This is a genomic window from Jeotgalibaca caeni (assembly GCF_028863945.1).
In the GTDB taxonomy this organism is placed as follows: Bacteria; Bacillota; Bacilli; order Lactobacillales; family Aerococcaceae; genus Jeotgalibaca; species Jeotgalibaca caeni.
The window spans coordinates 16,269-36,224 of sequence record NZ_JARBEA010000025.1; the positions used below are offsets into that span (position 1 = coordinate 16,269).

General features: G+C 42.8%; 12 protein-coding genes. 2 read left to right on the forward strand and 10 right to left on the reverse strand.

Going from position 1 to position 19,956, the window contains the following annotated elements:
* Positions 1 to 7 precede the first annotated feature (7 nt).
* The 6 genes from PVE40_RS06855 to PVE40_RS06880 all read right to left on the reverse strand — a co-directional run bounded on the left by PVE40_RS06855 (position 8) and on the right by PVE40_RS06880 (position 10,392).
* On the reverse strand, positions 8 to 979 hold the full coding sequence (locus PVE40_RS06855) for an ABC transporter permease (protein ID WP_274731140.1): 972 nt from the start codon (positions 977 to 979) through the stop codon (positions 8 to 10).
* A 36-nt stretch (positions 980 to 1,015) separates the two neighbouring features.
* Positions 1,016 to 2,974, reverse strand: coding sequence for an alpha-glucuronidase (locus tag PVE40_RS06860; protein WP_274731141.1), 1,959 nt, complete (start codon positions 2,972 to 2,974; stop codon positions 1,016 to 1,018).
* Between the two features lie 193 nt (positions 2,975 to 3,167).
* Positions 3,168 to 5,072, reverse strand: coding sequence for a sialate O-acetylesterase (locus PVE40_RS06865; protein ID WP_274731142.1), 1,905 nt, complete (start codon positions 5,070 to 5,072; stop codon positions 3,168 to 3,170).
* Positions 5,073 to 5,088: 16 nt separating this feature from the next.
* Positions 5,089 to 6,096, reverse strand: coding sequence for an endo-1,4-beta-xylanase (locus PVE40_RS06870; RefSeq protein WP_274731143.1), 1,008 nt, complete (start codon positions 6,094 to 6,096; stop codon positions 5,089 to 5,091).
* 13 nt (positions 6,097 to 6,109) lie between these two features.
* Positions 6,110 to 7,246 carry a family 8 glycosyl hydrolase gene (locus PVE40_RS06875; RefSeq protein WP_274731144.1) on the reverse strand — a complete coding sequence of 379 codons (1,137 nt, stop codon included), beginning with the start codon at positions 7,244 to 7,246 and terminating at the stop codon, positions 6,110 to 6,112.
* Positions 7,243 to 10,392 carry a glycosyl hydrolase 115 family protein gene (locus PVE40_RS06880; RefSeq protein ID WP_274731145.1) on the reverse strand — a complete coding sequence of 1,050 codons (3,150 nt, stop codon included), beginning with the start codon at positions 10,390 to 10,392 and terminating at the stop codon, positions 7,243 to 7,245. The genes PVE40_RS06875 and PVE40_RS06880 overlap by 4 nt, the downstream gene beginning before the upstream one ends.
* Positions 10,393 to 10,626: 234 nt before the next feature.
* Here PVE40_RS06880 and PVE40_RS06885 point away from each other — a divergent pair, with 234 nt between their 5' ends.
* Entirely contained in the window at positions 10,627 to 11,814 is a 1,188-nt protein-coding gene (locus PVE40_RS06885; RefSeq protein ID WP_274731146.1) for an ROK family protein, read from the forward strand.
* A 247-nt stretch (positions 11,815 to 12,061) separates the two neighbouring features.
* The gene (locus PVE40_RS06890; protein ID WP_274731147.1) at positions 12,062 to 15,463 is read left to right on the forward strand and encodes a glycoside hydrolase family 2 TIM barrel-domain containing protein; all 3,402 of its coding nucleotides are present in this window, start codon (positions 12,062 to 12,064) and stop codon (positions 15,461 to 15,463) included.
* Between the two features lie 20 nt (positions 15,464 to 15,483).
* On the opposite strand, the gene PVE40_RS06895 is transcribed toward PVE40_RS06890, so the two are convergent.
* The 4 genes from PVE40_RS06895 to PVE40_RS06910 form a co-directional block, all read right to left on the reverse strand.
* On the reverse strand, positions 15,484 to 16,131 hold the full coding sequence (locus PVE40_RS06895) for a YesL family protein (RefSeq protein WP_274731148.1): 648 nt from the start codon (positions 16,129 to 16,131) through the stop codon (positions 15,484 to 15,486).
* Positions 16,132 to 16,142: 11 nt separating this feature from the next.
* Positions 16,143 to 17,030 (reverse strand): carbohydrate ABC transporter permease, encoded by an 888-nt coding sequence (locus tag PVE40_RS06900; RefSeq protein ID WP_274731149.1) that lies wholly within the window; start codon positions 17,028 to 17,030, stop codon positions 16,143 to 16,145.
* A 12-nt stretch (positions 17,031 to 17,042) separates the two neighbouring features.
* Positions 17,043 to 17,990, reverse strand: a complete 948-nt coding sequence (locus PVE40_RS06905; protein WP_274731150.1) for an ABC transporter permease — start codon at positions 17,988 to 17,990, stop codon at positions 17,043 to 17,045.
* A gap of 95 nt (positions 17,991 to 18,085) precedes the next feature.
* The gene (locus tag PVE40_RS06910; protein ID WP_274731151.1) at positions 18,086 to 19,795 is read right to left on the reverse strand and encodes a type 2 periplasmic-binding domain-containing protein; all 1,710 of its coding nucleotides are present in this window, start codon (positions 19,793 to 19,795) and stop codon (positions 18,086 to 18,088) included.
* Between the last annotated feature and the right edge of the window lie 161 nt (positions 19,796 to 19,956).

The window sequence follows — 19,956 nt, forward strand, 5'->3', positions numbered from 1 at the left end:
TTCCTCCTTACCATAAACTACGGGATGTAAGTTTTTGGGAAATCTTATTCGATGATAATACTAACGTCAATCCAATTAATGATTCGAACAAACCAATTGCAGTTGCGTAACTGAAGTTGTTCGATTGTAACCCAACCCGGTATAGGTACGTAGAAATTACGTCCCCTGTGCTGTAAGTCAATGGGTTGTACAAGAGAAGGATTTTCTCGAATCCGACAGCCATGAAGCTACCTACGTTCAAGATAAATACGGTTACAATTGTTGGTAAGATTCCTGGAATCGTTACATAAATCGTTTGTTTCCAACGACCAGCTCCATCGATTTTTGCAGCTTCATACAGACTCTCATCAATATTCGTTAAGGCTGCTAGATAAAGGATGGCTCCATAACCGGTTTTTTGCCAAACTTCAGATCCTACGTAAATGGTTCTGAACCAATCTGGTGATTGAATAAATGGAATTTTTTCACCAGTAAAGAATTCAACAACTACGTTGATTGCGCCATTTGCAGCAAGAAGTTCTAAAAGGATACCCGCTACAATAACCGTAGATAGGAAGTGAGGCAAGTAAGAAGCTGTTTGAATAAACTTCTTGAATTTTTTATTTGTAATTTCATTTAACAAAAGTGCAAATGCGATTGGCAATGGGAAGGTAAACAGCAACGTTAGTCCCCCCAAGGTCAAGGTATTACGAAATACTTTCCAGAAGGTTGGGTCGTTAATAAACATATTAATATAGCGCAACCCTACCCACTCTTCACCAAAGATGAAGCCACCTGGAACAAATTTACGAAAAGCAATGATGTTCCCCGCCATTGGAATGTATTTGAAAACGAAAAGGAACAGGAACGGTATTACTAACAGACTATAAATACGCCAGTCTTGCTTCAGCGCTTTTTTCCATGAGCCTACTCGTGAACGTTTTTTGGGCGAGACTTTCATCTCTTTTTCTTCAACTACTGTATCAACTTCTCCGGTCAAGCGAATCTCCTCCTATTACTTTTTATTAGACCCATTTTATGGGTAGATGATGCGATTTTTTTCGTCAACGACACCTGACTTACGATAGTAGTAGGTGTTTACTTGGTCTCGCCATTCCGTTGCACAGCGCATTTGTTCAATCAATCTGAGGCGGACATTCTCATAGTCCTCTTCAGCAAGCTGACCTTTGAGGGATTCCCATTTTTCTTGGTAGCCCTTCACTGCTTCTACGCCAACAAAGTGCGTATCATAGATGTGTTGGATGACCGTTTTACCACTTTTCAGTACATGCGTATAAGGAACATGGTGGAAGAACAATAGCAACTCATCTGGGCAAGTTTCGATGTGCTCATATTTTTCGAAATTCTCTGGGTAATACTGACTCGTATAACCTGTTCCGGTAGCTACCGTTCGGTCTACGCCGAGCCCATTGCGATCAGAGAAGTGGTACGTTCCCCACATCGAGTATTCATAGCCATCGATATTTGGTCCATAATGATGATTCGGTTCGACCATCCAGCCTATTCCTAATGGAGAGGTATACTCTTCATAGACGTACCGAGAAGTCATCATGATTTCTTTCAATACTTCCTTCGCCGCATCGTCCAAGGTGAACGTTCCAGCAATCCACTCTTCCAAAATTTCTTCAGCCGTTAAACTTGCATCCCATCCTAAACGCCCAAATCCGTAGAAGTTTGCTTGTGAGAGCTTGTGCCCTGTCCAGTTATTATCCAGACCTACGTTGGTAACAGCAGTAATGCCATTTAAGCTTGGATGTTCTGGATAGCGATTCAAAACTTTTTGAATCGTGCTTCCTTCTCCTTCTGCATGCGTATCGAAGTCGAGAACTTCTTTCCATAAAGGTACGAGATAGAAGATATGCTTTTGTTGACCGGTGTATTCTTGCGTAATTTGAAATTCAAGAATTTGGTTTGTTTTCTTCAATGCACCAAACAAAGGTGATACAGCTTCGCGCACTTGGAAATCCATTGGTCCGTTCTTGATCTGCAAAACAACATTATCTAAAAATTCACCATCTAGCGGTGCGAAGTGGTCATAGGCTGCTCGAGCCCGGTCAATTGTACGATTACGCCAGTCTTGATGGTTGTCATAAACAAAGCAACGCCAGAAGACAACGCCTTGATACGGAGCAATTGCCCGACCGAGCATGTTGGCACCATCTGCATGGTTACGTCCATACGTAAATGGTCCTGGTCGATTCTCGGAATCTGCTTTCACTACAAAGCCACCAAAATCACTGATTTTTGCATAAATGGTATCCGCCGCTTGTTGCCACCAAGCTTGCACCGTTTCATCAAGCGGATCAGCTGTAGTCAGTTCTCCCATTTCAATCGGCGCTGCGTAATTGATACTTAGAAACAGCTTAATTCCATAGCTTCTGAAGATTTCTGCTGCCTTTGCAACTTGGCTCAACAGCGGTTCTCTGATTAAGTACGTTTCTACTTGATGCACATTGACGTTATTAATGGTTAATGCATTGATGGATACAGAAGCAAGGAGTCGTGCATACTCTCTTACGCGATCCCAATCTTCACGGAATTGATTGTCACGAAAGAATATCGAATCTCCTGCATACCCTCTCTCAATGGATCCATCCATGTTATCCCAATGGTTGACCATCCGGAACCGATTATCAGGAATGGATTCTAGCTCTACTACTGGTTTCCCTTGGCTGAATAAACGAAGAAGATGATAGAATCCGTATAGCCAGCCCTTTGAAGTAGCGGCTGTAATGATGATTTGGTTCTCTTTCTGTTCCATCCGGAACCCTTCTTCGCCTAAGTTTGCAAGTGGTTTCATTTCAAAGAAAAGCTGAGCTTCTTTTGAATCTTGAACTTTCTCTGCGGCAAAAAAGTGTGTGAGTTCTTGTTCTAGCGTTTTCGACAAATTCGTCTCTGTAGAAAAGGCATAGCTTTGTATCGAATGATCTATGTGTATATGATTTAACCAGCATTTATCTAAGTTTACTGACATTTTCCTGCTCCTTTGCGGTTCAAGGAGGATGATATCGCCCTCATTTGCAATCGATTACAATTCGAACCAAAAAATTTTATTTTCTAATCCTATTTTTGTACTCATTACACTAGTTTGTTTATCTAATAAACTAACTGTACTCAAATAATAAATGATATTCGCCTACCTGTCAAGGCTTTTTCCAGCATTTTTGTTAGCGTTTCCTATTCTTTTCATCTTCCCATCTCCAGATGAAAGGAGGGATTGGATTCCCCTCTTTACTGAAATAAGGCGGATTTTCTGGATTATTTGTAAAGGCATAACGGACTCCTGTTACCGTCCTTTTTTCTGGGACAAGCACTACAATTTGGGTCCCTTCTGCATATGAACTTGCTTCCACCCATTCTCCATTTTCTGTTTCCAGTTCAAAGTAGGAATTCGAAGAGTGTGTCATCATTTCATCCCCTACATTCTGGAATGAAAGTAGAAGCCTTCCTCCTTGATCCTCTACGTTTAGAAGTTGAGGCTTAGGCAGATAAGAATTGTCTTCGTAGACCATTCGTAAGGCATCTTTTGCCAGGCGGATTCCGATGTCCTTTTTATTTTGTGGATGGAGATCATTCCCTTCTCCGATATCAATCGTCACCGTCATTGCAGTCATGGGTACTTCTCGTTCCACTCTTGCTTGCTGCTCCCTTAATTCTGCCCAATTCTGCCCTTCTTCTCTGACAAGTGGTTCATGGTAGTTGGCTAATTGGACAAACAAGAATGGAAGTTCTTCTTGCCAGCTCGTTCGCCAACGATTGATCACGTTCTTGAATAGAGGTGCGTACGTTTCAGGGTTTCCTGAATTGGATTCTCCTTGATAGAAAAGGAATCCTGCTATTCGATAATGGCGGATTGGATGAATCATGGCATTATATAACCCGGTCGGCTTGTACTGGAAGAAAGTCATTTGGGTGGATGGTTCACTAGTTGCTACCCGTTTGTATTTCCATGCTCCAGAAAGATCCAATTTCGTTTCTTTCCCTTCCATGCCATAGAACTTCCCAGGTACGAATCCACCATTCTCGCCATTCAAAACCAACCGCACTGCTAACACATTTTCCCCTTCTTTTAATATTCCTTCCGGGACTGGGTAACGGCGTGGCGGATAACGATACTCTGTTTTCCCCACAAAGGTGCCATTTACGTAAACTTCATCATAGTCAATGATTGCCCCTATCTTCAAGAGCGCTCGTTCCGAAAAGTCATTGCTGTCTTCTATGGTAAACGTCTTACGGAACCAGATAGATCCTGGTTGATTGGCTAGCTCTGTTTCATCAAACAAGGTAGGGACATTCATTTCTGCCCAATCGGTGTCATCATAGTCTACCTTTATCCAGTTGGAATAATCTTTGTCTTCTTTTTCTTGAGCCTCGACGGATTGATACCACTGATTGGTTCTTTCTTCGTCTTCCCGTTTTACGGACGTTACCCACTCGTCCTGTCGAAGCTGGTCTAACTCTTCCTTAACCAAAGGGTTATCCTTCAGGTCCTCTTCCTTCATCCACGCTTCGGCTGGTGTTCCCCCTACGGCAGTTAGAATCATTCCAATGGGAACATCCAGCGCTTGATGCAGATGTGCAGCAAAAAATGTACCGACTGCACTGAATGCGAGAATATTTTGTGAGGTGGCCGTTTTCCATCCAGCAGCTTGCTCCCCTATTTCTTGTGGTCTGTGGAAGTTATATTCAATGGGCACATGGAACTCCCGAATCAACGGAAGATTCATGTGCTTGATTTCTTCTTCATATAAATCTAAAGTTCGTCCAAGCGGCAATTCCATATTCGACTGCCCGCCTGCCATCCATACTTCGCCCACATACACGTCTTTCAGAACAATGGTTTCACTGCCCTCAATGGTCAGTTCATAAGGGCCACCTGCAGGAAGAGGCTCCATTTCTAAGAGCCATTTCCCTGCTTCATTTACGATTCCTTCTACTTGTTGATTTTGAAAAGTGATTTGAACTGTTTCTCCTGGATGATCAAATCCCCAGAAGGTATGTTTTTTATTTCGTTGCAAAACCATCCCATCGCTGAGGATGGATGGAAGCTGAAAGCCCGTTTCTTTTGTCATTTTTCCCATTCCCTTTTCATCGAGTCGGATTTCCTATTATATTCCAAAAAGAAGACTTTGGCTGGCTCTTTTCGTCAAATACAAACGGCCAGTTTTTTCGTCCCCGCACTGGGAAGTCATCCAGCCAAGTATAGCTGTCGTCTACCCCCCAGAATGTGACTGAGTCAATAACGTCTTGGTAGCTCTTGAAGACTTGGAAGAATTGCTCATAGCGTTCTGCTTGTTGTTGGAGCATTGCTTCAGTTGGCATCAACAAAGAGGTTCGTTTGTCTTCATGATCAAATACCGACACATCCATTTCGGTAACATGTAGTCGTAACCCTAAGGAAGCATACTTCTCAATGGCAGCTTTGATGGCATCCATGCTTGGGCTGGTTAAGTTCCAATGGCATTGAAGACCGATACCATGAATCGGTACGTCTCGTTCTAATAGGGAACGGACCATCCGGTAAATTTTATCGGACTTTTCTGGCGAAGATTCGTTATAGTCATTATAGAAAAGCTCTGCCTTTGGATTGGCTGCGTGTGCCATGCGGAAGGCTGTTTCAATAAAGGAGTCACCAAGAATTTCCAGCCACTTTGATTTTCTTAGAATATCGTTTCCCTTATCATCAACTGCTTCATTGACAACGTCCCAGCATCGAATATCATCTTGATAGTGCCCGAGAACCGTCTCCATATGCGTCTGCATCCGTTCAAGCAATTGTTCTTTAGAAACGATCTGTTCTCCGTTACGAAATACCCATTCCGGTGTTTGGTTGTGCCAGACAAGCGTATGACCGCGTACGGCCATCTGATTCTGCTTGGCAAATTGAACGATTTGGTCTCCTGCCGCAAAATCAAAGACCCCTTCTGTTGGTTGTAAGCTTTCAAATTTCATGCAGTTTTCAGCAGTCACACTGTTGAATTGTTCTGCAATAAAGGTCCCTCTGTCCCGTAATACAAATTCATTTACCGCTGCCCCTACCTTAAAGGAGTCTTGGAAGACTTCTTTTAGTTGCGGGAACGTTTGAAATTCAGTCATCGATTGATTCCCCCTATTCCTTCTCCCACATCCGATACTTCCCACTCAAAGCCAAGAAAGCAAAGAAGTACAGACAGTTATCATAGTATCGGTTGCGCCCATCACGTAAAGGTGTTTCCCATAGCCGTTCGATATATTCTCTTCCTTTTGTCACATCGTCATAGGCAAGTGCCGCCATTGCATTCGTTGCGAGCAAGCCAATCGGGTGGCGAGACTCTTCGTCAAAAGGAGTACCATCGATTTGGTATTTCTTATAGGCTTCGGCTGGAATTCCCTTGAAGTAGGTGTGCAATTTTTCTACCACTGTAACTGGAGTATGTTCGTTGCCGAACCACTCATAATCTAAACCAATGTTGGCTGCTGTTCGGTACGAATCACTATAGAAGTGGCCGAATCCGCGTTCATCATTTGGCGTACCGTCATAGTATGCATATTCTGGTGTCATTCCTGTTTCTGGATGAGCAGAGATTGCGATATAGTCACGACTTGCTTTCGCTGCTTTGCTCCAGAAGTCGCGGTCTTCTTCATTGGCTGAATGAGCAAATAATTCATAGAAATGCGGGACGTGATAGGAAGGGTCGCTAAACTCTACTCCTGGTACAAATTTGATGAGGTAGTTTTCCAGATTCCACATCGAATCTCCCTCTAGTTCTGTTCCCTTGTGCAGACAGTCTGATAAGATCTGGCGTGCCATCTTGTCGTATTCATAGATACCCGTTCCATTTCCCCAGCGTTTAGCGGCAAGGAAAAGTGCCATCGCAAAGAATTCTTCTCCGTCAGGTGCAGGACCGTCATCAATTTTTTCTCCATCTGGCGTACAATGCCAAGCAAAATAGCCTTTATGGAATCCTGATTGATGGTACATATTTTCGTAAGACCATTTCCACAGCCGGTTAAATACCTCTTGATCCCCCATTTGAAGGGCCATCATCATTCCATACGACATTCCTTCACTGCGCGCGTCATCATTTCCAGTATCTAACATATACCCGCTATCTTCTGTTTCGAAATAGATGCGGTACGGAGAAGACTCATCCTTGAACAATGCTTCCCAGATTCCTTGAACGCGGTTCTCAATTTCTGCTTGATCATAGCCACATTCTGCAAATGCATTGCGGTATTCCCCTGTATAAAATGCCCCTTTTCTCATTTTCCTGCTCCTTTAATTGTTTTTTTATATTGAAAGTCTGTGGAGACTCCTTCAACCGTTATACTGATTTCTTCGACGCCATGATTCGGTAAAGCAAAGGTATACATTTCTTCCTGTTCTTTCTCTAAGCGAACCACCATTTCTGTCGCTGGTTCTGGAGAAACACGCAAGATAAAGGTATGAGAACGCTCGTCTTGATTATGCACTGAAATTTGTAAGAGTTGCTTCTCCAATTCTTGATGCATCCGAATGGTTCCTTGTACCGTTATGGTTTCTTTTTTTGGTGCCACGTAGGTACTGATGGAAAAAGGATCCAGAATCGGCTCGGAGAAAACGGCAGACACATTGCTGGATTCGTCTATCATGCGGATACTTTCCGGTGCCCCTAAGAAACTTTGTGCTGCCTTGCCATTATCCATTATGATTTTTTGCAGCACGATTTCTGGGCTCAGGAATGTGACGGTCAAAGTGTGCCAACCTGGTTCGAGCTGTCTCGTTTGATGCTTCGCGATACGGGCATTAACAATAACCGTTTCTTCCCATTCCTGTTGATTTGGTTCGTGTCCATTACGAGAGACCGTATCTAGTTGAGTCATCGGCTCTTCGTCCATTTGTAGCCCAATCGGCGCTCCATTTGCGGCTACATAATCCAGGAACGGCGCCATGATCAAGGTGATTTCCTTTTCGCCTGGTTCAAACAAGTAGAAATCGTAGCGTAAAGATGGATACTCTTCCTTTTCCTCCCAGTCGGTCGCTACCTCTTCCGATTGAACAAGGAGAGCCATTGACGACTCTGTGCGCCCATAGTGTGGAATTTCTTCCAGAAAACTGCCTTGTTTTTCTGAATAGTGAGCTGCTTCGATTGAAAGGACATCATCTGTTTCGATATGACCGCGTCTTGGCTCCACTACTTCTCTTCGTTCTGCAAGGATTGGAACGTCGTGCGTCTTCCCTTCACTTGTGATTTGGATTGTGGTTTCTACTCTTCCTTCGATTTGTTCGAAGTCTATTTCGAACGGGATCCGTTTCAATTCGGTTACCCAGCCATTCGGTTCGGATACGTTTATCCAAGGTACATTTGCTTCGATTTCAAATGGGACCGGTGTCAATCCTGTGTTGTACAATTCGAAATAGAGCACTTGGTTCGAGTAGTTGGTGTATACAGACCGGTTTGATTGCGCAACATGCAACTCGCCTATTTCTTTCTCTTCAAAGCGGCTTGTTGCTGGGATTTGATTCGTTTCAGGCTGTTGCCAGTAGGTATAACCAATATGCGTTTGACTCATCATGTGGTTCCATTTCCCAAAGGCATTACGATGATGATAATCAAAAGTCAGTAACTTATCTTCTTCAAAAAGTGCCTCTACTTGATCAGCAACTCGGTTCGCTATGATCCGACCTTCTTCGGCATACTGCTGATTTAATGCTGCCAACACATACATTTTAAGAACATGGTAGGAAGCTTTGGCCGGGTAATAACCTACCTGAAAGAATGCGTCTCGGTACGCTTCTGGTAATTCTTCGAGAAGCGTTTCCGCAAGTTGAACGATTTTCTCAAAATGAGCCAACTCGCGCTCTGCTTCTTGATGATTATTCAATGCATAGAGTGGTCCGCCATTCAAATGTTCGGGCTTTATTTTCCCGTTCATCCGCGAGTACCCTGTAATGACAGCCGCTACTCCTTCAGCATATTCCTTGCCAAAAGTAGCTGTTGCCCAATCGAGCGTGTAGGCTTCTAAAGAATCGGCCGTAAAGTCATCCATGTTCCAAGCCATTTTTAAGAAGAATGTCATTTGGAATTCCATCGGTTTGATATCCCCAACATTTAGAATCCAAATTCGGTCGGCGCCATATCGGTATGCCTTCTGCATTTGCTCCCAAATTTTCTGCAGTGGAACGGTATTGACCCATTTATAGGAACGCGGTCCGCCTACATAATCCAAATGATAGTAAATTCCAGCGCCACCTGTTCTCATTCTCTCTTCTGCTGTTGGCACTCTTCGTAAATTCCCGAAATTATCATCGGACCACAGCAAGGTCACATCATCCGGCACACGTAAACCAGCTTCATAGTAATCCATTACTTCTTTATACAGAGCCCATAGTTGTGGTACTTCTTCGGCTGACTTTTGGTGATTGCGACTAATTATTTCTCGTTGGTCTGCGATAATTTTTTCCATCAGCTTCATTTTTTCTTCGAAGCTTAGGTCGGTTTCCATCGCCTCATCGCCGTCCCCTCGCATGCCAATGGTAATGATATTTTCATACGGCTCGCTGCGCTTGATGCCTTCATCCCAAAATTCGTACAGTACTTCTCCATTTTTCTCGTAATCCCATGCACCATTTCGATGCCGTTTCCAATCTTCATGCGGACGTGCCATCGGTTCATGATGAGACGTTCCCATCACAACGCCGTAGCGATCAGCAGTCGCCGCGTTTTTTTCGTCGTCTTCATAAAAAGAGCTGTCCCACATGGCTGGCCAGTGATAGTTGGCTTTGAGGCGCAGTGTGAGTTCAAATACTTTCTCATAAAAGTCAGCAGTAAAGTCAGCATGGTTCTTCCGTACCCACGTCATGAGTGATGGTCCCTCATCGTTAATAAAGAAGCCGCGATACTTCACAGAAGGTTCGCCTTGTTGGACGCTCGTCTGCTTCAAGTAAATACGCTCTTGTTTTTGAACAGGAACATCCATCCACCAGTACCAAGGTGAAACGCCTAGTTGTTCCGATAGGTCATACATGCCAAAAATCGCGCCCCGTGGATCACTGCCGGCGATTACAATCAGTTCATGAACCGCGTCCACCGCGTTTTCCAGATAAGTGATGGAGTAGGATTCCCATTTTCCGTTTAGTTGGGTGACATCCAACTTCCCGCTGTCAACCAGCTGTTGTAAGAGTGGACTCGTTCCAACGGTTCCAACCACAATGGCACGAGCTACTGGTTCTTCGGGAAATGCAGGAAGCAAGCGTGGTGATTCGTCAGTCACCCGCTCCCAATCTTTTCTGAAATCATCGCTTGCTCGGCGCACCGATTCTTTTTCAACCTGATCTACGATAATAGCAGGAACCGAAATTCCTTTCTCTCTATCAAAAAATAAGGAGTACCCATTTATCCTTTCAAAAGAAACCAATGAACTTCTACTCATCATGTCTGCTCCATTCTTTGTCTATAAATTTCTCCTAGCTCTGCTTTCCAAAACCAATAAAATATGCTAAAGTGGACGTACGTAGAGTTAGTTTGGATAGCTAACTAATTAAGAATAATAGTAAAGTAATCGTTTTCAGTTGTCAACTCTTGAAATGAGAGTATAATGATGATGAATATTGAACAAGTTGATTTTATATGACTTATATCTATTGGAAGTGTAGGAGGGAACTTTATGATTATTGACCGTTACAAGATTCGCGAACAAAACGAAACTCTTGTCTTGTCCACTATTATCCAACACTCACTTATTTCTCGTGCCTCTATCTCTCAATTAACTGGTTTGAACAAAGCTTCTACCTCTGCTATCGTAAAAGATTTGATTGATGAATCGCTCGTTATTGAAATTGGAACAGGTGACAGTACATCAGCAGGTGGAAGGAAACCTATCTTACTATCTTTAAATAAAGCATCGGGTTATTCCTTGAGTATCGATTTGGGGTACGACTATATCTCCTCCATGCTCACGAATTTGTATGGAGAAATTGTGGAGCAGAATAAAGAACGGAATACCTTTGTCCGAATAGAGAATGTGATTGAGAAGGTAACTGCGATTGTGGAATCGTACCGAACATATTATGAGGGCTCTACATTCCAATTAGTTGGGCTGACTTTAGCGATTCATGGGATTGTGGATGAGAATCGTATTGTTTTTACGCCTTACTATGACCTCGATCAAATGGACTTAGCTAAGAAGCTCCATGAGCAATTACAAATTCCGGTATATGTAGAAAACGAAGCAAATCTAACTGCTCTAGCAGAAACTTCCTTTTCAAGTTTCAAGCCAAACTTAGTGAGCATCAGTATCCATAGCGGAATCGGTGCGGGAATCATTATGAACGGAGAATTGTATTATGGCCACAATGGTCAGAGTGGCGAAATTGGTCATATGATCCTTTATCCAAATGGCTTAACTTGTCCCTGTGGAAATCGAGGGTGTATCGAGCAGTACTGTTCGGAAAAAGCAGTCGTTTCCCAATATCGGCAGTTGAAAAAGAATAAAGAACTTTCCTTGAACGATTTGGCTCAGGATTATATGAATGGCGACGAATCAGCTACCGCATTAGTGGAGCGCGCTGCGTTGGAAATAAGCATTGGAATCCGCAATATTATTTCTGGTTTTGCTCCAGAAGTAGTTTATATTAACAGCCCGCTCACCCGCAAGCTGCCTTTTATGTTGGATTTGATTGATTCACACGTTTCTAGCAAATTCTCTAAGGATGTTCCTATCCTAGCTTCCGAGCTTGGATCAAAAGCATCGTTATTGGGCGCAGCTGTGATGAACTTACAGAATTTCTTTAATATTCCCAACCTCTATTTGAGCAAAGAGCCAGAAGTAATGGCAGAAGTGAGTTCTTTATAACAACGTTCTTCTAAATTAAAATCTACAGGCAACTTTCCTTTCTGGGAGAAGTTGCTTTTTTGATAGTGTGAAGACCAGGAACTATTTTTTGCTGATCTTCACATTTTTGAGTAAAACTCTGAAGACCACAGATTATTTCTCGCTAGTCTTCAGAATTTTGTCTCCAAACAGTTTGTTTGTTGACGAAACGAATTAAAGATGGAAGAATAGGAACCATAAGAAAACCGATGAAGGTGAGCGATCAACGATGAATAAACAAATATGTTTTAATGACGGATGGCACTTTGCGAAAACGGATTTGGGTGAGAGTTGCCCCCCTGCTCCATCCTTTCAGCCAGTTGAGATTCCTCATGATTGGCTAATTGAAGATACTACAGACTTGTACCAAAACAGCATTGGTTGGTACCGCAAGAATTTTTATTATGATGGCGAAATGGATCGAGTTACCCTTCTCTTTGACGGGGTCTACATGGATTCACAATTATCCGTAAACGGCCAATTCATTGGTGAATGGAAATACGGCTATTCTTCCTTTGAGATGGATATTACCTCTGCTTTGAACATGGGCGAAAATGAAATCGCTTTACAAGTTACTCATCAGAGCCCGAACAGTCGGTGGTATACCGGCGCGGGCATTTATCGAAACGTGTGGGTAAAAACGAGCGGCACAAATTATTTGGTCACAGACGGTGTCTACATTTCAACGAAACCGGTTACTGATGACCAGTGGAAAGTGGAAATAGAAACGGAATGCGTTACTTCCAAAAAGGCGACTCTCGTTCACACGCTAGAAAAAAATGGCAAGAAAATTGCGCAAGTTTCGAAATCTGTTACAGCAGAATTGAATCAGCAAGAACTTCATGTGCATGACCCTCTTTTATGGGATACAGATTCGCCTAATCTCTACAACTTAACTACTGAACTATGGCTAGAGGGAACGGATGAGCCCGTAGAGTGCATCACAAATCCAGTCGGTTTCCGTACCTTTACCCTTTCTCCTACAGAAGGGTTCTTGATAAACGGTAAGAAGAAAAAAATCTATGGTGTGTGTGAGCATCATGACTTGGGTGCACTGGGAGCAGCCTTTAATCCAGTTGCCTTAAAACGGCGACTCGAGCTATTAAAGCAAATGGGTGTAAATGGGATTCGTACCGCACACAATATGCCCGCTAATGAATTGATGCATCTGGCTGATGAGATGGGCTTTTATGTTGTCACGGAAGCCTTTGACATGTGGGAGCGGCCAAAAACCACTTACGATTACGCACGCTTCTTTCCAGATTGGGTGGACCGCGATATCAAGAGTTGGGTAAGACGGGATCGCAATCATCCAAGCCTTATCATGTGGAGCATCGGTAATGAAATTTACGATACCCATGCGGATGAGCGGGGACAAGCAATTACGCGACAACTGAAACACTTGGTGGAGCAGTTTGACCCGAAAGGAAATGGCGCAGTGACCATCGGCTCAAACTACATGCCTTGGGAAAATGCACAGCACTGTGCGGATATTGTTAAGATTGCCGGCTACAATTATGGTGAAAAATACTATCCAGAGCACCACGCTGCCCACCCTGACTGGGTCATTTACGGCAGCGAAACCGCTTCTGTTGTTCAAAGTCGCGGCATCTATCACTTCCCTTACCGGAAATCGATTCTAGCAGATGATGATTTACAATGTTCTGCCTTGGGGAACAGTTCAACCAGCTGGGGAGCACGCTCGGTTGAGGCTTGTCTTTTGGCAGAACGCGATGCTCCTTACTCGCTCGGTCAATTCATCTGGACCGGCTTTGACTATATTGGGGAGCCGACCCCTTACCATACTAAAAACTCTTATTTCGGGCAGCTGGATACTGCGACTTTTCCAAAAGACTCTTATTATATTTATCAATCAAATTGGACGGACTACAAGGATGCGCCGATGGTTCACATTTTCCCATATTGGGACTTTAATCCTGGACAGCTGATTGATGTTCGAGTGGCGACAAATGCGCCTTATGTGGAGCTGTACTTAAATGACACACTGGTTGGCGCAATGGAAATCGACAAGGACAATGGCTCGGAGTTAGTTGCCACCTTCCCCACCCAGTATCAGCCCGGTGAACTAAAGGCGATTGCGTACGATGAAACAAAATCGATCATTGCCGTGGATACACAGCACTCATTCAAAGATGCGGCAGCGCTCACTCTTCACCCGGATAAAGAGCAGCTTCTTGCAAATGGAACGGACTTAATCTTTGTTGAAATTGGCGGTGTGGATGCGGACGGCTTCCCGGTGAGAAACGCATCAAATCGTGTGGAAGTAAGTGTGACAGGAGCAGGACGACTCATTGGTTTGGATAACGGGGACAGCACCGATTACGATCAATACAAGGGAATCAACCGTCGACTCTTCAGTGGGAAACTCATGGCGATCGTCGCCGCTACCCATGAAGTCGGTGATATCCAAGTGACGGTTCAGTCAACAGGACTGGAATCTTGCACGCTCCACTTAAGAGCTGTACCTGCTGCTATTACTGAAGGTTTCAGGCAGCCGCTACAACGCAATCAAGTGAGGGATATTCAAACGGGACAGGCAGATGAAATTCCTCTGCGTAAAATTGAACTTCATGCTATCAAGGGACAAGCCTTTTCACCTGAACAGCAGGTCCTTGAATTAGAAGCGCAACTCTATCCCGCAAATGCAACATACAACGACTTAGAATGGAGCGTCGTAACGGAAGGCGGAATTCCTACGAACTTGGCTATTATTGAATCGAACGGGACAAAGGCGACGGTCACTGCACAAGGAGATGGACATTTCCGTGTGCGTTGTACCAGCAAGAATGGTCTCTCCCATGTGAATTTGATTTCGGAGCTTGAAATGTCTGCTCTGGGATTAGGTCCCGCCTACAAGAATCCATATGAATTTATCTCAGCCGGATTGTTTGATGCGAGTGAGGGAGATGTAACGAACGGGAATGAACGTGGAATTGCCTCCAGTCGAGATGGCAAAACGGTTGTGGGCTATCACCAGATTGATTTTGGTAAATATGGATCCGATACCGTTACCTTGCCTATTTTTTCCTTATCCAATTCTCCTTATACGGTTGAAATTTGGGAAGGAGCCCCGAATCAATCAGGGAGCACCTTATTGGCGGACGAAATTTATCAAAAGGAATCCATCTGGAATGTGTACCAACCGGTAACCTATACCTTATCCAAAACGCTAACTGGTTTAGTGAATCTTTATTTTGTCTTTACGGACAAGGTTCACTTAAAAGGGTTCACTTTCGAAGCACCAAAACGCGCTTATCAAATGAACCGGGCTCTGGATGCGGATCAAATATATGGAGATTCCTTCAAACGGAGTACGACTGCGGTTGAAGAAATAGGCAATAATGTTTCACTGATATTCGAGGAAATGGATTTTGGTGAAAAGGGATGTTCTAGACTGACTCTGGCTGGACACTCCCCAATTGACAAGAACACCATCCACGTACGTTTCGAAGATTCGAATGGTCAAATCAATCAAATGATTGAATTTACCCATTCAAAACAGATAGAAGCCAGAACCTTTGAGCTGCAGCCAGTATATGGCAAACAAACCGTCACCTTCATTTTCCTACCGGGTAGCCAGTTTGATTTTGAGTGGTTCCGATTTGAATAAAAAGAAAGGTCAGCGTGAAATCACGCTGACCTTTCTTTTTCGCCATTGACCTCTTTCACCAAGTGATTGACAATGTAATGGCTGAAAATATTCTCTACCCTTGGACAAATTTTATAAGTGAAATAGGCTGGCAGAATCACAATGAGAATAGGAATTAAATAAATCAATACACATGTAAGTAAAAATAAAAAGAATACATACAGAGTGTTTTTGAAATGAGCGACAGCCAGAAACAAACTATTTTTCCCTATTGTTTTCAAATTATCTTTGAAGCGTGATAGATAAGCAAGTGCATATAGCAGCACAGGTGTATAGAAAAGCAATAAGAGAAAAATAAAGATTTGTGAAAACTGATTAACCCAGGAACTCGCTAGATTATTCAGGAGAAGCAATTGGTTCAAGCTGAAAATAAATAGTAGAAGGACATAAAACAGCCAAAATGGGAGCGCTTGAATGAATGAATTCTTAAACGATTTCCAAAATGTAAGCAGTACTTCTCCTTTTCCCTCCACCACACTCGTCTGAACCGTTCGGTATAGCGCACTAGTTGACGCACCAATTGTAAGAACAGGCAGGGAGAAGAGGAACCACAAAATACTAATGATTAGAAAATCAGCAATGCGATTCATTTTTTCTAAGAATTCGATTCCCATTTTTGACTGAAACATATAATCCCCTCTTATTCTTTCACGCCGCCAATCGTCAACCCGCTAATAAAGTATTTTTGTAAGAATGGATACAAACATACAATTGGCAATGCGGTAATAATGGTAGTGGCAGCACGAATGGACGTCGGTGTGACAATCGCAGCTCCCGCGTTTTTCATATCATTGGCATTCGCTCCTTGGTTGGTAACGGAGGACAGCAACTTCATGAGTTCATATTGCAACGTTGTATAACGCTCACTAAAACCATTATAAAGCATCGTGTCAAACCAAGAGTTCCATTGATACACCGCGATAAACAAAGCGACTGTTGCGAGCACAGGTTTGCAGAGTGGCAGGATGACTCTGATAAAGATGGTAAAGTATCCGGCTCCGTCCATCTGAGCAGATTCAATCAAACTTTCCGGTAAACCTCTGATGTATGTTCGAATAACCAATAAGTTAAAGGCACTGATCATACCGGGAATAATGTATACCCAGAAAGAGTTTGTAAATCCTAGACGGTTTAACCACAAGTAGTTCGGAATTAACCCGGCATTAAAGTACATGGTAAAGATAAAAAGCAAAGTGATCGGCGTGCGAAAAATAAATTCTTTCCTACTCAAAACAAAAGCCAATAATGCAGTTAAGAACAATTGCGACACGGTTCCGATGACGGTACGAAGCACGGTGTTATAGGCGCCTGTTAATAAGGAGCTTTTGGATAGCACCGACCGGTAATTTTCTAACGTAAATTTTCGTGGAAGAATATAGATGCCGCCTCTGATCGCATCTAGCCCTTCATTAAATGACACTGCTAATGTGTTTAATATCGGATAGACGGTTGCGAGAAAGAAGAACACTAAAAACGTCCATTTCACAACATCAAACACTACATCTGAAACATATATTTTCTTTTTCAATGCGATCCCTCCTTAGAACAAGCTTTCCTCGCCTGCTGATTTGGCAAATTTATTCGCTAAAGTAATAAGTACAACTGAAATGACACTATTGAAAATCCCTGCTGCTGTAGCAAGAGAGTAATTTCCTAAGCTAATCCCATATTTCAATACATAAATATCAATGGTTTGCGACACTTCTTGAACGAGGCCATTTCCTAACAAGTACTGCACTTCGAATCCAGCGTTCATAATGTTCCCGATATTAATCAAGAGCAAAATGAAAATCGTCGATTTGATTCCAGGAAGGGTAATATGCCAAATTTTCCGTAAGCGATTGGCTCCATCCATTTCAGCAGCTTCATACAGTTCTTCATTAATAGCTGCCATGGCGGATAAGTAAATAATACTTCCCCATCCAGTACTCTTCCATACATTGGAAAAACCTACAATCCACCAAAAATATTTTGGATCGGACAAGAAACTAATTGGCTGTTCGGTAATATTTAAGGCCATGAGAAGCTGGTTAATAACCCCTGTTTCAGTAGACAAGACATCCAACACAATCCCGGTAACAATGATCCAAGAAAGGAAGTGTGGCAAGTAGGATACAGTCTGGATGATTTTCTTGATGCGTCTGTTTTTCAATTCATTCAGCATAACGGCAAATAAAATAGAAAAAAAGAAACTCAACGTTAAGTTGATGATACTCATAGAAATTGTATTACGAATAACTCTCAGGAAAGATGAATCAGAAAACAGCATTCTAAAGTTTTCCAAACCCACCCACTCTTGTTCAAACAATCCGAGTGCAGGACGATATCGCTGAAAAGCCATGAGCCATCCTGTCAACGGAGCATAATTAAACACAATAATATAAATGACAAATGGCAGTGCAATCAAGATCAGTTCTTTCTGCAGCCACATTCTTTTTAACAAGGATTTTTTATTTTTCTTTACCGCCACATCTTTTGTAACATCCATATGCAAGCTCTCCACCTTCCTTTACAAAAATCAAGCTCTAACAAATTTTTGTGAAGAGAACGAATTCTCTTCACAAAAATGGTTTTTATTAATGATTATTCTTCGCCAATTCTTTCTAGAATTTCTTTTTCAGATTCTACACGGCGTCTTACTTCTTCTGTCAAGGTATCTTCGAATGCTTTGTAATCTACGTTTGCATCGTATTCAGCCATGTATGCTTCCCAGTTTTCTTCAAATTTATCTGGGCCGCCCATTACAACTTGAGGCAACCATTTCATTTTTACTTCGGTCATCTTTTGGTTGGCAATTCCGGCAGGATCGTTGCTTGTCCATGTGTTTCTTTCTGTGTAGATTGGGAACCATGGTGTGATTGGATCTTGAACATCCATAAAGTCAGCCCATTTCTCATGACCGTATGCTTCTAGGACTTCTTTGTCGATATCTACTAGGTTTGCAAAGAATTCTTCTGGTTGTTCGTTTGGTAGAACTGCGTTGATTCCGTCTGGCAACAGCCCTTTATACGATGGCATGTAACCATAGTCTAGACCGTTTGTATCTGCGTAATCTGTGTTCTTCCAGTTGGCACGTTGTTCTTCTGTACGATAGAACTTGCCGTCTTCGCCGACTTCATAGTCAACGCCTTCTTCTCCCCAACCACGTAGAATCATGGCTTCTTCACTGAGAATTCCATCGATAAAGGCTAATGCCCCTTCAACATCTTCACAGTTCACGGTAATTCCGAGGCCACCGTTTGTGTTCAAGGACGGAGCTTCACGATATTGTGGTTGAACTTCTGGATCCAATACTAGCCCAAATGGTACATACGTCATTTCTTCTTTTCCTTGAGAAACGAGAGAAAGAACGGCTGATTCAAATTGCCAATATTGGTCAATCATTCCCAGCACTCTACCAGAAGAAATTTTCGCAATGTATTGATCGTATTTAGCAGTAAAGGTTTCTGGGTCAATGATACCTTGTTCATATTGTTCGCTTAATTTTTTGAAATACTCTTTTGCTTCTGGAATTTTGTCGTATACTTTGGCTTCTAATGTCTCTGGATCTACAATCGCTGCGCCATCGTTTGGATATCCTGCCAAGAATTGAGGTGGATTTTCCAAAGCAAAGTAGCGCCAGTCGTCACTTAGAATCTCAAAACCAATGGTTGGTTGTCCGTCTGTTTCAGGATGTTCTGCTAAGTAACTGTTGATTAGTTCGAAATATTCATCCAGCGTTGTAATTTCTGGATAGTCTGCCCATTCCAAAACTCTCTTTTGGATCCAGAATGCTTCTTGACCATAGTTTGTTTCCATATTTTCTTTCTGAACGGAACTGAACTGAGGGATGGTGTAAATATGGCCGTCGTTTGCAGCTTTTAGTTTTTCCCACTGAAGATCGGTAAAGAGTGCCTTAATATTTGGATAATCATCAATATAATCTTCTAATGGGATGAACGCTCCAGCATCAACCATTTGCGAATAGCCGTCCGAAGCATCCACTAAATCTGGATATTCTCCTCCCGCAATCATAACGCCGATCCGTTCTTTTGCGCTTTGTCCAGTCAGCCACGTTACTTCTGCTCGAGCCCCAACCATGTCTGCAAGAGCCACGTTCAATCGGTTATCCTCAGGTAATTCCTTCCCGGCTACCCCGATAAACGCACTGAATACTTTAACATCATCCGTCTCTGCAGTTTGGCTTTGACTATTATTACTGCTATCCGTACCGCCTTCATTTCCGCCTGAACACCCTGCCAAAAACATCGCACAAGATAGCGCAGCTAACGACCATTTCGTAATCTTTTTCATTACATGTTCCTCCATCTACTTTTCATTTTGAAAAACGTAAGTATGCAATTCCTATCTCTATTGCCTATCGAGAATACGCTTACAAAAAACTTTATGAACGCTCCGCGTTCTATGCCATGACGGAAAATCACGTGCAGGAGTATAATAGGGATGGCAATACA